This window comes from Nesterenkonia cremea (assembly GCF_014642675.1).
Lineage (GTDB): Bacteria > Actinomycetota > Actinomycetes > Actinomycetales > Micrococcaceae > Nesterenkonia > Nesterenkonia cremea.
Window position 1 is genome coordinate 248,589 of sequence record NZ_BMIS01000001.1, and the last position, 13,767, is coordinate 262,355.

14 protein-coding genes and 1 pseudogene are annotated in these 13,767 nt (G+C 67.5%); 7 read left to right on the top strand and 8 right to left on the bottom strand.

Translation table 11 applies throughout. From position 1 onward, the window contains the following. Positions 1-40: 40 nt before the first annotated feature. Positions 41-781 carry a GNAT family N-acetyltransferase gene (locus IEW85_RS01140; protein ID WP_188682140.1) on the top strand — a complete coding sequence of 247 codons (741 nt, stop codon included), beginning with the start codon at positions 41-43 and terminating at the stop codon, positions 779-781. A gap of 46 nt (positions 782-827) precedes the next feature. Here IEW85_RS01140 and IEW85_RS01145 read toward each other — a convergent pair whose 3' ends face one another. Then, positions 828-2,174, bottom strand: a complete 1,347-nt coding sequence (locus tag IEW85_RS01145) for a CitMHS family transporter (protein WP_188682141.1) — start codon at positions 2,172-2,174, stop codon at positions 828-830. 139 nt (positions 2,175-2,313) lie between these two features. Between IEW85_RS01145 and IEW85_RS01150 the strand changes: the two genes are divergently transcribed. From IEW85_RS01150 to IEW85_RS01160, 3 genes are all read left to right on the top strand, one after another. Continuing rightward, positions 2,314-3,984 (top strand): ATP-binding protein, encoded by a 1,671-nt coding sequence (locus tag IEW85_RS01150; RefSeq protein ID WP_188682142.1) that lies wholly within the window; start codon positions 2,314-2,316, stop codon positions 3,982-3,984. Next, positions 3,981-4,712, top strand: coding sequence for a response regulator (locus tag IEW85_RS01155; RefSeq protein ID WP_188682143.1), 732 nt, complete (start codon positions 3,981-3,983; stop codon positions 4,710-4,712). Before IEW85_RS01150 ends, IEW85_RS01155 begins: the two co-directional genes overlap by 4 nt. Before the next feature lie 75 nt (positions 4,713-4,787). Further along, positions 4,788-5,861, top strand: coding sequence for a phosphatase PAP2 family protein (locus IEW85_RS01160; RefSeq protein WP_188682144.1), 1,074 nt, complete (start codon positions 4,788-4,790; stop codon positions 5,859-5,861). A gap of 90 nt (positions 5,862-5,951) precedes the next feature. Here the strand turns inward: IEW85_RS01160 and IEW85_RS01165 are convergent, their stop codons facing one another. After that, entirely contained in the window at positions 5,952-6,515 is a 564-nt protein-coding gene (locus IEW85_RS01165) for a hypothetical protein (RefSeq protein WP_188682145.1), read from the bottom strand. A 52-nt stretch (positions 6,516-6,567) separates the two neighbouring features. Here IEW85_RS01165 and IEW85_RS01170 point away from each other — a divergent pair, with 52 nt between their 5' ends. Next, on the top strand, positions 6,568-7,743 hold the full coding sequence (locus IEW85_RS01170; RefSeq protein WP_188682146.1) for a DNA glycosylase AlkZ-like family protein: 1,176 nt from the start codon (positions 6,568-6,570) through the stop codon (positions 7,741-7,743). A gap of 131 nt (positions 7,744-7,874) precedes the next feature. Here IEW85_RS01170 and IEW85_RS01175 read toward each other — a convergent pair whose 3' ends face one another. From IEW85_RS01175 to IEW85_RS01185, 3 genes and pseudogenes are all read right to left on the bottom strand, one after another. Beyond that, entirely contained in the window at positions 7,875-8,225 is a 351-nt protein-coding gene (locus IEW85_RS01175; protein ID WP_188682147.1) for a hypothetical protein, read from the bottom strand. Positions 8,226-8,557: 332 nt separating this feature from the next. Further along, positions 8,558-9,538, bottom strand: a pseudogene (locus tag IEW85_RS01180) (IS481 family transposase); the annotation flags it as partial. Positions 9,539-9,625: 87 nt separating this feature from the next. Beyond that, the gene (locus tag IEW85_RS01185; protein ID WP_183358714.1) at positions 9,626-9,991 is read right to left on the bottom strand and encodes a VOC family protein; all 366 of its coding nucleotides are present in this window, start codon (positions 9,989-9,991) and stop codon (positions 9,626-9,628) included. A 94-nt stretch (positions 9,992-10,085) separates the two neighbouring features. Here IEW85_RS01185 and IEW85_RS01190 point away from each other — a divergent pair, with 94 nt between their 5' ends. Continuing rightward, positions 10,086-11,057, top strand: a complete 972-nt coding sequence (locus IEW85_RS01190) for a helix-turn-helix transcriptional regulator (protein WP_183358715.1) — start codon at positions 10,086-10,088, stop codon at positions 11,055-11,057. A gap of 33 nt (positions 11,058-11,090) precedes the next feature. Here the strand turns inward: IEW85_RS01190 and IEW85_RS01195 are convergent, their stop codons facing one another. From IEW85_RS01195 to IEW85_RS01205, 3 genes are all read right to left on the bottom strand, one after another. Next, a complete protein-coding gene (locus IEW85_RS01195; protein ID WP_188682148.1) occupies positions 11,091-11,861 on the bottom strand; it encodes a serine hydrolase domain-containing protein in 771 nt (256 codons plus the stop codon). Further along, positions 11,858-12,385 (bottom strand): ArsR/SmtB family transcription factor, encoded by a 528-nt coding sequence (locus IEW85_RS01200; protein ID WP_188682149.1) that lies wholly within the window; start codon positions 12,383-12,385, stop codon positions 11,858-11,860. Before IEW85_RS01200 ends, IEW85_RS01195 begins: the two co-directional genes overlap by 4 nt. 170 nt (positions 12,386-12,555) lie before the next feature. Beyond that, positions 12,556-13,110 (bottom strand): GNAT family N-acetyltransferase, encoded by a 555-nt coding sequence (locus IEW85_RS01205; protein ID WP_188682150.1) that lies wholly within the window; start codon positions 13,108-13,110, stop codon positions 12,556-12,558. Positions 13,111-13,284: 174 nt separating this feature from the next. Between IEW85_RS01205 and IEW85_RS01210 the strand changes: the two genes are divergently transcribed. Beyond that, complete coding sequence (locus IEW85_RS01210) at positions 13,285-13,764, top strand: inorganic diphosphatase (RefSeq protein ID WP_188682478.1); 480 nt, start codon at positions 13,285-13,287, stop codon at positions 13,762-13,764. Positions 13,765-13,767: the final 3 nt, after the last annotated feature.

A 13,767-nucleotide genomic window follows, 5' to 3' on the forward strand; every position in this document is an offset into this window, starting at 1 on the left:
TGGGAATGCAGGGTTCTCAGGATGTGGCTATGGTCTGGGTATGGCAGAGCGAGCCCCCTGTTCCGTCGACTTCACCATCCGGCCCGATGACCCCGCCCAGACTCTGGAGGAGGTCTGGCCGCCCTTCGGGCTGCGGATCGAGAGCCCGCGGCTGGTGCTGCGTGTGATTCGCGAAACCGATTATCCGCAGTACGTGGCCGCTGCGACGTCCGGAGTGACCCGGACTGAGAGCAACCCTTTCGCCGTCGCCTGGAATGAGAAGCCGCCGGGCGAGCTGGTGCGCAGCTCTCTGCCGTGGCTGTGGTCCACCCGAAGCCGGATCGGTCCGGACGATTGGTATCTGATGCTCGGAGTCTTCCTCAAGGACAACGCTGACGGCGGGTCTGGGGCGGAGCGGCTGATCGGAATGCAGGACTGTTCTGCGGCCGACTGGCAGGTCCTGCGCACGGTCACCTCCGGCAGCTGGTTGCGTGCGGACGAGCAGGGCCAGGGATACGGCCGCGAGATGCGGGCGGCAATGCTGTTGTGGGCCTTCGACCATTTCGGCGCCGAATATGCTGAGTCGGCTGCATACCGGTGGAATGGGCGTTCCAGGGCGGTCTCGCTCGGGTTGGGCTATGAGGTCACCGGCGTTCGCCGGGTCACAGACGCCCACGAAGAGGCGCCGGCCATCGAAGAGACCTACTGCTTGGCCGCAGCCGATCTGATCCGGCCGGAGTGGCCAGTGTCGGTCTCCGGAAGCGAAGCTTTGGCTGGGTTCTTCGCGGCAGGGGCGGACTGATCATACCGAGGTGCGGCAGGTCGGAGCTCACCCCGGCGGTCTGGGGTCAGCTCCAGGGGATGGCGCCCACCGCCAGTGAGACCAGCAGCACGGCCACGCTGAAGATCCACATCGGGAAGAAGGAGTACCGGATGTGCTTGCCGATATCGGCACCGGCCAGCCCCAGGCCCAGCCACAGCGAGGCGTTGAACGGGCTGATGTAGGTGCCGATCACATTGCCCACGATCACCGTATAGGTCACCGCCAGCGTCCCGACGCCGGCCTCGGTGGCGATGCTCTCCACCAGCGGCAGCAGGGCGAAGTAGTGGGCATCGGTGCTCAGCACCAGCTCCAGCGGCAGTCCCAGGATGCCCACGATCAGGTGCAGGTAGGGGACTGCGGACTCCGGCAGCAGGCCCACCGAATCCGAGGCCAGGGACTCCAGCATGCCGGACTCCTGCATGATGCCCAGGAAGCAGGCTGCGGCGAAGATGATGGCACCGGTGCCCAGGGCTGCGCCGCCGTGGGCGCGGATCCGCTCCATCTGGTCGGAGACCTTGGGGTAGTTGATCATCAGCGCTGCGCACAGTGCGATCAGGAAGCACAGCGCCGGGGGCACCACCTCGGCCACCAGCAGGCCCATCACCACGAACACCAGTGCGGCGTTGACCCACATCTTCGCCCGAGAGGCGGTGGCCGGCTCCTCGGTTCCCGAGGCCCAGCCGGCTCCGTTCTCGGAGGAGGCTCCGGCGTGGTGATCTCCGGCTTCCCCGGCGGCGACCAGGGCGGCCTGGCGGCGCTCCACGCGGTGCTTCTCCCGGATGCCCAGCAGCACCGCCATGCCCACCAACATCACCATGCTGATGGCCTGCACCGGAATCAGGTCCCGCCAGATGCCCACAGGGTCCAGGTCCAGTGCGGCGGCTGAGCGGCCGACGGGGCCGCCCCAGGGCAGCATGTTCAGGATGCCCATGCTGGTGCAGACCAGCAGCAGGAGCAGATAGGGGCTCATGCCCAGGCGCTGATACAGCGGAAGCAGCGCGGGGATGGTGATCAGGAAGGTGGAGGCACCGGCGCCGTCGAGGTGGCACACGGCCGCCAACAGGACGGTGCCTACTGCCACGGCCACGATGTTTCCCCTGGTCAGCCGCACTGTCAGCGTGATCAGCGGGTTGAACAGGCCGACGTCGTTCATGATCCCGAAGAAGATGATGGCGAAGATCAGCATCACCGCCACGTCCATCACCGAACTCAGTCCGGTCTCGAAGAAGTCGCTGATCTCGCCCGGGGTGAATCCGGCGATCAGCGCACCCACGATCGGGATGAGGGTGAGGCCGACGACCGGGGAGATCCGTCCCAGGATCAGCAGTGTGGTCATACAGGCGATGACCGCCAGTCCGATGAGGCTGAGCATTCTTCCTCCAGAGGTGACAGGGCTGCCCGTGGTCCGGGCCACATCCACTCTGGGGCTCCCGTGACGCGAGTCACCTCATTAAGTGCACTGCAGTGATAATGGTCATATTGGTCACGTCACGTTGGGGCACAATGGCAGGATGCGACTTTCGCTGACCCGCTACCTCTTCCTGCTCAACACGGTGCTGCTGGCCGCCGCCGTGGCAGTGGTGGGCGTGCTGTGGTTCATCCACCACCAGCGGGTGGTCCAGGAGGACGGAGCCGAGCGGGCCATGACGATGGCGCAGTCGGTGGCCGCCATGCCCGCCGTCCAGGAGGGGCTGGCAGCCGAGGATCCGGCGGAGCCGCTGGCCCCGATGGCCGAGGCGATGCGGGAGGCTTCCGACTTCGAATACATCGTGGTCGCCGATGACCAGGGCATCCGGCACTCCCACCCGGTGGAGAGCGCCATCGGCGAACCCACGCAGACCGACCCCTCTCCCGTGCTCGCCGGTGAGCTCTGGACCGGGGAGGAGCGCGGACCGGCCGGACTGACGCTGCGCGCCCGAGCCCCGGTGTCCGGCGAGGACGGCGAGATCATCGGCTATGTCTCCGTCGGCATCCTCACCTCAGACATCGACGGAGTCATCGCCGAGGCTCTGCCGGTGATTCTCGGGACTCTGGCCACAGCTCTGCTGCTGGGCGGTGTGGGCGCCTATGTCATCTCCCGGCGGATCCGCTCCCGCACCCACGGGCTGGAGCCCCAAGAGATCACCGAGCTGCTCGACAGCCGAGAGGCCCTGCTCTATGCCATCAGCGAGGGCGTGGTCGCGGTGGACCATGCCGGGCGGATCGTGCTGGCCAACGCCGCGGCCCGCGAGCTGCTCGGGCTGGGCGAGGCGGATATCGGCAGGCGGCCCGAGCAGACTGAGCTGCCGGCGGAGGCCCACCGGCTGCTGGCCGGTGCGGGCCCGGCCAGCGATGAGCTGATCGCCGTCGGGGACCGGGTGCTGGTGTGTAGCCGCAGGCCTGTGCGGCTGCGGGACGCCGAGGGCGGCGCGGTCATCACGCTGCGGGATCAGACGGTGCTCACCCAGCTCACCGGCGAGCTCGACGGCGCCCGCACGGTCACCCGCGGGCTGCGCGCCCAGCGGCATGAGTTCGCCAACCGCATCCACACAGTGGCCGGGATGCTGGAGCTCGGCGCTGTGGAGCGTGCCCGCGAGTATCTGAACGAGCTCTCTGCGGCGACCATCCGGGCCAATGCCGAGGTCTCAGAACGGATCGGCGATGTGACCCTGGGGGCGCTGATCCTGGCCAAATCGGTCCAGGCCTCCGAGCAGGGCACCTCCTTCGAGGTCTCACCGATGAGTCAGCTGGGCGAAGTGGAGGGGAGGCTGCGCGATGACCTGCTGCTGATCGTCGGCAACCTGATGGACAACGCCCTGGAGGCCACCGGCGACGGCCACTGGGTGGAGCTGATGGTGCGCCGTCACGGGGTGATCATGCAGGATGCCGGTGACGACGACGGCGGCGAGCTGATCGAAGTTCGGGTCACCGACTCCGGCCCCGGAGTGGCGCCGGAGGAGATCGAGCAGATCTTCGCCGCCGGGTACAGCACCAAAGGCCTGCCGGGCAGCGACCGGCGCGGGCTCGGGTTGGCGCTGGTCCGTCAGGCATGCCGTCGATGGGGAGGAGCGGTCGAGGTGGAGACTGAGGAGCGCACCGTGTTCACCGCGCATATCCCGGTGGTCGATGAGCCGGGCTCTGCGCGTTTCGGCGGTTCTGCTGGGGCTGAAGGTTCCGCGGCGCCTGAGGAGGTGCGGCGATGACTGCGACTGCGGCCGGCGTCGGGAGCGGCGCAGATCCGATCAGGGTGCTGATCGTCGATGACGACGTCCGCGTGGCGCAGAATCACTGTGAGCTGGTTGATTCCATGCGTGGTTTCGAAGCGGTGGCCCGTGCCCATACCGCCGGCGAAGCGCTCGCCGCAGTCCGCCGGCATCGTCCTGACCTGGTGCTGCTGGACCTCTTCCTGCCCGATGCCTCCGGCATGGAGGTGCTCAAGGAGCTGCGGGGCCCGCGCGCTGAGGCGAAGGAGGGGTTGGTGGATGTTCTGGTGATCACTGCGCTGCGCAATGTCGAACACGTCCGCGCCGCACTGCACAACGGGGCGGTCTACTATCTGCTCAAGCCCTTCCCGCTCGCCTCGCTGCGTGAGCAGCTGGAGCGCTATGCCGCTGCGCAGAAGAAGCTGGATCGGATGGGCGGGGATGCCACCCAGAACGACGTGGACAGCCTGCTCGGGCTGCTGCGCCCTCAGTCCGGAGGTGCTGTGCTGCCCAAGGGCCTGACCGCAGCCACAGCGGATCTCGTGGCCGAGGCGCTGCGCGTGGCAGGGGCTGACCTGTCGGCGTCGGAGGTTTCTGAGCGCACCGGTGTGGCAAGAGTCACAGCGCGGCGATATCTGGAACATCACTGCGCAGAAGGGCGCGCTGACCTGGAGCTTCGCTATGGTCAGGCGGGCCGCCCAGAGCATCGGTACCGCTGGAGGGGCTGAATCGTAACCTTCATGTGATGGAGCTCTGATGGGAATGTTTACCCAAATATCATGAAATGGCCATACAATTTTCGGATGAAGTTTCTCCGCTCGTGGCCCTACACCTTCATCGTCATCATCTCGATCGTGACGGGTGTGCTCGCCATCGCGGCGTCGATCCATACCGGCGTCGGACTGCGCGATCCCGAAGGTTTCCTCGGCCCTGCCTACGTCCGTCTGCCCATGCTCGGCATCCTGATGTTCCTCGCCGGGCTCATCCCCGCTGCCATCCGCCGTCGTGGCTGGCGGGAGATCCCACGCGGGATGATCGAAGTCGTGAAGTACGAGTGGACGCTCAAGCGCGTCCTCTACATCGCCACCGGCATGCTCGCGTTCTACGTCTGCTACGTGGGCTACCGGAACCTCAAGAGCGTCCTGCCGATCTACACCAATGAGGTCATCTGGGACACTGAGCTGGCCGCTCTGGATCAGTTCCTCTTCGGCGGAGTGAACCCCGCCTTCGTCCTGCAGGACATGTTTGGCGTCGGGGTGAGCGCCGCGGTGCTCTCCTGGGTCTACCTGGTCTACCTGCCGCTGATCCCGATCAGCCTCGGTGTGGTCCTGGTCTTCAGCCGCGATCTGCGGGTGGGGGCCTGGTACGTCACCGCGATGAGCCTGAACTGGGTCATCGGCACTCTCAGCTACTACATGCTGCCCGCCGTCGGGCCCATCTACTACGAGGGCACCAACTACGCCTATGGGGCCCTGCCGGAGACCAGCACGGCTGCTCTGCAGGATGCGCTCTGGAACAACCGTATGGAGTTCCTGGCGGATCCGGCCGCGGCAGATGTCATCCATGGTGTGGCGGCCTTCGCCTCCCTGCACTGCTCGGTGACCTTCACCATGGCGCTGTTCGCCCACAAGACCGTGCGCAGTGCGGTCATCCGCTGGGCGGGCTGGATCTTCTTCGGCCTGACCTTCGTCGCCACCCTGTACTTCGGCTGGCACTACCTGGTGGACAGCGTGGCCGGCGTGCTCATCGGTTGGCTCTGCGTGGCCCTCGGTGCATGGGCCACCGGCAATCAATACTTCAGGCGCCGGACGCTGGAGTCGGATATGACCCAGACTCCTGAAGGCGTGAAACCGGAGAAGCCCTCCATGCAGGTCTGATCCGCAGTAGCCTCACCACGAGCGGTGAGTTTGAGAGAGGGGCCGTCGGCACTGCCGGCGGCCCCTTTTTCGTGCCCTGGGACTCTCGGGTCACCCACGGCACCGGAGGGGGCGGATGCGCAGGGAGATCCACCGTTGGAGCAGCGTGGGGTAGAGGTGCAGGACCACGCCTGGCAGCAGGAGCCACAGCGCGCCGACCGAGTGGCCGGCTGCGGCGGCAGCCAGGCTCAGGAGCAGGTGGACGAGGAAGCCGACGCCGTGGGCGCTCATCGTTCCGCGCAGATGCCGCTCCAGATTGGGCAGGTCGCTGAGTGACCCGCCGAAGTCCCGCATCGGATCGACCACCATGCGGTTCCACCCGGAAGCTTCGAGCAGACGGCCGAACGCGGGGACGCCCAGCAGACGCAGCGGCCGCCTCTCCACCGGGTGCGCCCGGAACCAGCCTCCGGGTGCCCGGTGCTCCAAGGGTTTCCCGATCCATGGCCCCAGTCCGAAGGTTCCGCAGGCGATCATGACCGCATAGAGGGGGTCATCCGGCCCAATGACGTTCCACCCATAGGCTGCAACGGCGCAGAGCAGCAGGAGCGTCCCGACGCCGACCGCCTCCTCCGCGAGGGTGTGGCGTCTCCGCTGCGGCTCCCGATGCTGCTCCATCCTTCAGATCTTAGGCAACCGTTGCTGCAGGGGGCGGGGATAGGCTGGGCGCATGGTTGAGGTGACTCAGGACTGGGTGCGTGCGGCGGTGGCGCAGAACCAGCAGATCCCGGCTCCGGCAGGGCCCGGGCACTACGACGACGCCGGCGCCGTGCTCCGCGGCCTGGGCCTCATCCAGCTGGACCCGCTCACCCGGGTCTCCACTGCGCAGCGGCTCACCTCGCTGACTCGGCTGCCGCGCTCGGCGCGGGCGGAGGACGTCGACGCCGCCATCTGGCCCGCCGGCCCCGACTCACCGGCCGAGCCGGTCTCCTTCGAGGCCTTCACCAAAGTCGCCTGCGTCTTCCCGCTGGAGGACTGGCCGCTGCTGCAGCTGCGCCGCCGGACGGTGTGGGAGACGACAGGGTCGAAGCTTGACCCCGGTATCGCCGAGCAGATCCGCGAGGTGGTCGCACAGGGCTCTCGGGGTGTCCAGGTCGGCACCATCGAGGCTGCCTTGGGCAGCGCCCGGACCACCGGCTGGAACTGGTCGGAGATCAAGCAGGCCGCCGAGCTGATGGTCCGCACCGGGGACTTGGTGATCACTGCACGCGACGGCGTCGTGCGTCTGTTCGATCTGCCCGAGCGCGCCTTGCCATCCAGTCTGCGCGAGGCGGAGCACCTGCCGGCCGATGAGCTGCGGGCCGGGCTGGCCCGCCGTGCCTCCCGAGCGCTGACGGTGATGACTGTGGGCGACTTTGCCCATCATTATCACCTGAGCAGGGCCGACGCCGCCTGCGGCATCGAGCTGGCCGGGCTGGTCCCGGTCCAGGTTCAGGGATGGCGGGAGACGGCCTACTGCCTGCCGGAGCTGCTCGATTCAGCGGCTGATGGGCTGGCAGAGACAGATTCCCGAGGGTTGGGACCCGTGCAGCAGGCGCGGCTGATCGGGCCCTTCGACCCGCTGCTGCGCGACCGCCGCCGCGCCCTGCGCATCTTCGGCTTCGACTACACCTTCGAGGCCTATGTGCCGAAGGCCAAGCGCGTCTATGGGCACTACGTGATGGGTGTGCTCTCCGGGGAGCGGCTGATCGGCCGTGTGGACCTGTGGCGCAAGGACGGCGAGCTCGTGATCAACCGGATCTTCCCCGAGTCCGGGGTGCCGCGGCGCAGCGTGGAGGCACGCACCAAGGCGGCCGCGGCCACCCTGGCCCGCCAGCTCGGCGTCGGGCTCCGCCTGCCCGAGTGAGGATGTGACCGCTGCGGACCTCCACCGCTCGTGCAGAGTTCCATGGCCGATAGGACTGTGGAAGAGGGCAGACGTGGTGGAAGTCCGCCGGTGTGGCCCTGAGCCGGTGGTCTGGTCACGCAACCCGCGGCTCAGCGGAGCGACCAGAGCACTCCTGCGATCAGTGCGACGACGACGGCGCCCCAGGTCACACTGCTGGCCTTGGCCCAGCGTCCGGCCTCAGCCCGGAACCAGGGCAGATCCCATCCCTGCAGAACCGCCCGTCCCAGCACTGCAGAGTAGGAAGCAGTCGCGGCTGCCCAGCCCCAGGCCGCCCATGGCTCGGCGGGCAGCAGCGCGCGGGCGGCGAGAAGTCCGAAGAGCGCGAAGAGAGCGGCGGTGATCAGCCCCGACCGGTCCGTGCCTTTCCACGCCGCGGAGAGCAGATCCAGCATGGTGGCCGCCCAGAGGATGGCGGCAACGATCGTCGGGGCCTCAGGCATCGCTGCTCCGTCCTGCCTCCAGCAGGAGGGCTCGGCCCGCGTCGTCCACGGGTCGGTCCGAGGCGGCGGAGATGAACACGGCAGTGCCGCTCTCGCGGTCTAGGTGTACTTCCCCGTGAGGTGGAGAACCCGCCGGTCTGCCCGTTGTGCCAGGTGATCTCGCGCCCGTGCTCCTCGCGGCTGAGCCAGCCGGCGCCGATCTGGTTGGCTTCGTCGTACTCAGCGGCCGGCTCCAGGGCGGAGGGCCCCGGTGCCTCCTCCGCCAGCAGCGCCTGGGCCAGGGTGGCCATGGATTCCGCATCGGCGCGCACGCCCCCGGCCGGTGCGTAGCTGTATTGACCGGACACGTTGATCAATCGTGCGAAGGGCGGCTGATTGGCGCAGGCAGTGTGGGGCCGATGGTGGTTGTAGTGGTGCAGCCACGCCTTGAGCGCGTCCCGGCGCTCTTGCTCTGACTGGTAGCAGTGGGCATAGGCCCAGCCGTCGGCCATCGTCCGATGGAATCTCTCGACCTTTCCGTTTGTCTGCGGCCGGTATGGGCGCGTGCGCTTCGGTGTGATGGCGAGGGCCTCACAGGTGTCGCGCCACAGGAAGGACCGGTAGGCGCCACCGTTGTCGGACAGAATCCGCTCGATCGTGACGCCGAGTTCGGCGAACCATTCCACAGCGCGATGCAGCACCCCGACGGCCGTGACGGCGGTCTCGTCGTCATGTACCTCGGTGTACGCAACGCGTGAGTGGTCGTCGATGATCGTGTGCACGAAGGCGTACCCGAGCTTCGGGTTGCCCCACTTGCTCTTCGGCTTGTCGGGGGTGGCCGAGCGGTTCTTTTCGCCTTGGCGGCGACCGACGTAGCGCCACCCGCCGCCGTCCGGGATGTTCCCTAGCTTCTTCACGTCCACGTGCACCAGCGAGCCGGGGTGGGGGTGCTCGTAAGCGCGAATAGGCTCCCCGGTGGCACGGTCGACGTAGGACAGCCGGCTCAGCCGCGCCGCGGTGAGGATGCGGTGGACCGTGGAGGGTGCGACGCCCAGCCGGGATGCTAGCTGGACCGGGCCCTCCCTCAATCGCATCCGCAAGCTGATGCAGCGCATAGTTACGGCCTTGGGCGTCTTGTTCGGCGAGGTCTTCGGTCGCGACGAGCGGTCATGCATGGACTCGGCGGCGAGGTAGCGGCCCACCCAGCGCTTCACGGTGGGCCAGGACACCTGGAAGCGGGCGGCGACTTCGCTGATTGACCACCCGTCGTCAACGACGAGTCGCGCGACTTTCAGGCGGTGACGTGGGGTGAGGGCGGCGTTCGGATGTGACATGGTTGGGCTCCTGGACAGGTCGAAGGGCCGACCAGCGGGCGTGGCCGGCCCTTCGAGGGCGAAAGAAGTGGGCGGGGTTCGTGCGGGTCAGTCCACCGGGGAGACCCGGATGAGATTGCCGTCCGGGTCCGTAACCACGAACGTGCGGCCGAAGACGTCGTCGTGCGGCTCCTCCACGACGTGGACGCCCTTTGAGACCCAACTCGTGAAGGTCTCGTCGACTGCGGACGCCGGGCCGGGCACCATCAGCCCGAGCTCGCTCGTGCGCGGGGTGCTCGGGACCGCGTGCTCGTTGCGGCCGGTCCACAGCGCGAACAGGACTCCGGGGGCAACTTCGAAAGCCACGTAGCGGGGACTGGTGAAGGTCGGTTCGATCTCGAACAGGTTGCTGTAGAAGGCGGTGGCGGCCTCGGCGTCACTGACGTAGATCAGGAACAGGTTGGGTGCGGGCATGGAGCGCTCCTCCGGTTGATGGGTCTCGATACAGGATCAGCAAACCACCGAATCACGACAAGACCTGTCATCTTTTCTGCGAGGATTGGTCGGCATGAAGGCTTCGAGGTTGCTGCATCTCCTGCTGCTCTTGCAGACGCGCCAGCGCATGACCACGACCGAGCTCGCCGAGCGTTTGGAGGTGTCCCGGCGGACGGTGCTGCGGGATGTCGAGGCGCTCTCGATGGCAGGTGTGCCGGTTTATGCCGAACGGGGGCGCAACGGCGGGATCGTCTTGCTCCCCGGTGCACGGCTCAATGCCTCGCACCTGGAACCTGGGGAGCTGGAGGCACTGTCCGTCGCTGGTTTGGACGGCGAGCATCTCGAGCGCCTCGGACTGACTGCGGTGCATGAGACGGCCGCGCGCAAGATCGCTGCCCGTCAGGCCGGGGAGTCCGGGGCCCCGAACTTGACGCGATTGGCTGACCTGGTTGTGGTGGACAGCAGCGCGTGGCTGGCAGATCCGAGGGCGGAGGTGGACGTCGCCGAACTTGCGTGGGCGCTGCGTCACCGACGTCGGATGGAAATCCAGTACCGGCGCAGCACCGAGGGGCGGGCCTCGCCCCGCATCGTCGACCCGTACGGGCTCGTAGCGAAGTCGGGCCGCTGGTACCTCATCGCCGACGACCTGGGCACCGGCCAGTTGTTCGCCCTGGAACGGCTCTCGGACTACAAGCTGCTCGACGCACCGGCCGCCCTCCGCTCAGGTCAAACCCTCCGCACCGTGTGGGCGGCGCTGAAAGAACGCACCGAGTCGCCAGGTCGGGTGAGCGTGACCGTCCGCCTCCGTGAAAGCCGACTCGACCTCGCACGACGCATTCTCGGCACCCGCATCCACGAGGTCTCCTGCGCGGAGAAAGGGTGGTGCACCGTCGTTGTCCGCTACCCCGACGTCGAGTCAGTGCGTCAGCTCCTCCAGTTCGGCGACCACATCGAGATACTCACCCCGGAAGCGGCCCGCGAACGCATCCGTCAGCTTGCCACGGACATGGCCGAGCGGCACTCGCCCCAGTCTGATGACCGGTAAGCGGAATACTCCACCGTCGATCAACGTCCCCGGTCAGTACACGTAGCCGGAGGAGTCCCAGGGCGCCTGGACGCGTCCGGACGCTGCGCGCCCGCTCACTGCCTGAGGGTGCTCAGCACCCTCGCCATGCTCCGGGACATAGAAGGTATCCAGGCCGAGCGGCTGGGCCAGGCGGCTCTCCACCAGCTCCGGATAGGGCATCCCCGCAGTCTCTGCCAGGGCCAGGCCCAGTGCGGCGAAGCCCAGATTTGAGTATGCCGGGTCCTTCTCGCCCACAGAGGCGCCGCGCAGGTCCTCGACCACGTCGGCGGGCTCCTCTCGGTAGGGGTTATGCCCCAGCAGCAGCCAACGGTAGGAGTCCAGCAGCAGGGTCAGCGAGACCGGCAGCCGCGGCAGTCCTGAGCGGTGCTGGCTGAGCTCCTCCAGGGTCACCTCGCCGGCTTCTGCCTCTCCGAGCTCGAAGATCTCGCTCAGTGTGGTCTCCGGCCGGACCTCGCCGCGCTCCACCGCCTCGGCATAGAGCAGCCCGGTGATCGGCCTGGAGACCGAGCCGATCTCGAAGGCGCCGTCCAGAGGGGTGCCGATCGTCGCGGTGCGCGTCCCCTCCGGGCTGACCTCGGCGATGCTCAGCGCATAGATGCCGTTGGTGGAGAGGTGCCCCAGCGCTTGGGCGGCCAGGTCCGCGTCGCCGTGGACCGGGCTGTTCTCGTCGATGGAACCCGTGCCCGGCCGCAGCAGCGCGCCCACCAGCGCCCCGACGACGGCGAAGGCCGTCATCACCGTGGCCAGCCTGCGTCGGTTCATCGGTCCACCCCCAGCAGGATGGTCAGCAGCGGCACCACCCTGGCCGCAGGCACCTCATAGCGGCCCCCGCCCGCGGCGCGCAGCCAGCCGGCGGAGGTCAGCTGGCGCAGGTGGTGATAGATCTGGCCGCTGGTGCCGAACTCGCCGGTGCCGGCCAAGTCCTGGACGGTCTGGGCGTCGGTCATGAGCCGCTGCAGGATCCGCAGCCGGGCCGGATGAGCCAGGGCTGAGAGCGACTCGGCCCGATCGGCGAAGTCGGAGGAGAAGAGCTCATCGGCTCCGGCGCCCATCTGCCAGCGCACCTCGCCGCCGGCGGGGATCTCCACGGAGCCCACCATCATAACTGCACCGGGATCGGCGGTGCGAGCGCGCAGGCCTTCCAGTGCCCAGAAGGCGTCGGCGTCGGGGGACTGTGCTGGGGCCGCGGACTGTGTGCCGGATGTGGCGCCCTCGCTCTGCTGCAGGGCGTCCTCGAGGCCGGCGACCCGCTCCTCCAGTGCGGAGACTCGATCCTCAGTGCTCATACGTTGAGAGTACAAGAGTTACGTAATTCTTGAAATAGTTGAGTGGATTCCATGTCGCACTTCCGCAGCTCGTGCAGAGTTCCACTCCCGATAGGGCTGTGGAAGAAGGAGAACGCGGTGGAAGTCCGCTCGCAGGAGCTGGGTGACATCAGCCTCCGCCTCAGCTGAGCTCAGCTGCGCAGGTCCAAGATGAACAGCTCGCAGGTGGTTCCGTAGTAGCGCTCGCTGAGGCCCTGGTGGCTCATGCCGAGCCGCGTGGCCACCTTCTGGGAAGCGATGTTCTCAGAGTTCGTGACGGCTACCAGCCGTGGGTGCCCGGCCCGTCGGGCATGTGCGACCAGGAGCTCTGCGGCCTCCGCGGCGTAGCCGGAGCCCCAGGCTTCGGGGTGCAGGTGCCACCCGATCTCGATGTCCTCCTCCGGCTGGCCCTTCACATGGGCGGAGAAGGGGATCGGCTTCATCAGGATGAAGCCCACTGGTGAGGCCGTATCCACGGTTTCGATCAGCCAGACTCCGGTGCCGCGCCCCAAGCGCTCGCGGTACCGCTGGATCCGGTTCAGGGCCTCCTCGGCGGTGGTCTCCACCCAGTCGTGGGCGCCGATGAACTGGGTGACCTCCACCCGCGAATACATGTCCTGCACGAACTCCGCATCGTGCTCCGTGGGCAGTCGCAGCCGCAGCCGCTCGCTCATCAGCTCGATTCCGTCTCCTGACGCTGTGCCCATGGCTGGGACTCTACTCCGCGGACACCGGCGGGAGTGTGATTCGGCCATACCGAGGGGGTGCGTGGAATGCCTACGCAGATTGTGGCGGTGACACGTGTGACAAGCGCGGGGCGGCGTCGTCGTCATACACTGAGCAGTGAGCCTGACACCTGTATCCAAGGAGGAACCGTGGCAATTGTCCGCGACGTGACCATCGAGATCCCTGAGGGATCCCGTGTGAAGTACGAGATCGACCACGAGACCCACCGTCTCCGTCTCGACCGCGTGCTCTTCACTCCCATGCAGTACCCCACTCACTACGGCTACTTCGACGACACCCTGGGCGAGGACGGTGACCCGCTGGACGCCCTGGTCTACATCCCCGGTGTGGACCTGATCCCCGGCGTGATCGTGGAGGCACGCCCGATCGGCGTGCTGAACATGACCGACGACGGCGGCGGCGACGCCAAGCTCGTCTGCGTCCCGGACGATAAGCGTTTCGACCACATTCAGGAGCTCGCCGACCTGGGTGAGCACATGCAGCAGGAGATCGAGCACTTCTTCACCCGCTACAAGGACCTCGAGCCCGGCAAGTGGGTCAAGATCGAGGGCTGGCTGGGCCGCGAAGAGGCCGAGGCTGAGCTGAACCGCTCACTGGAGCGTTTCGCGGGCTGACTC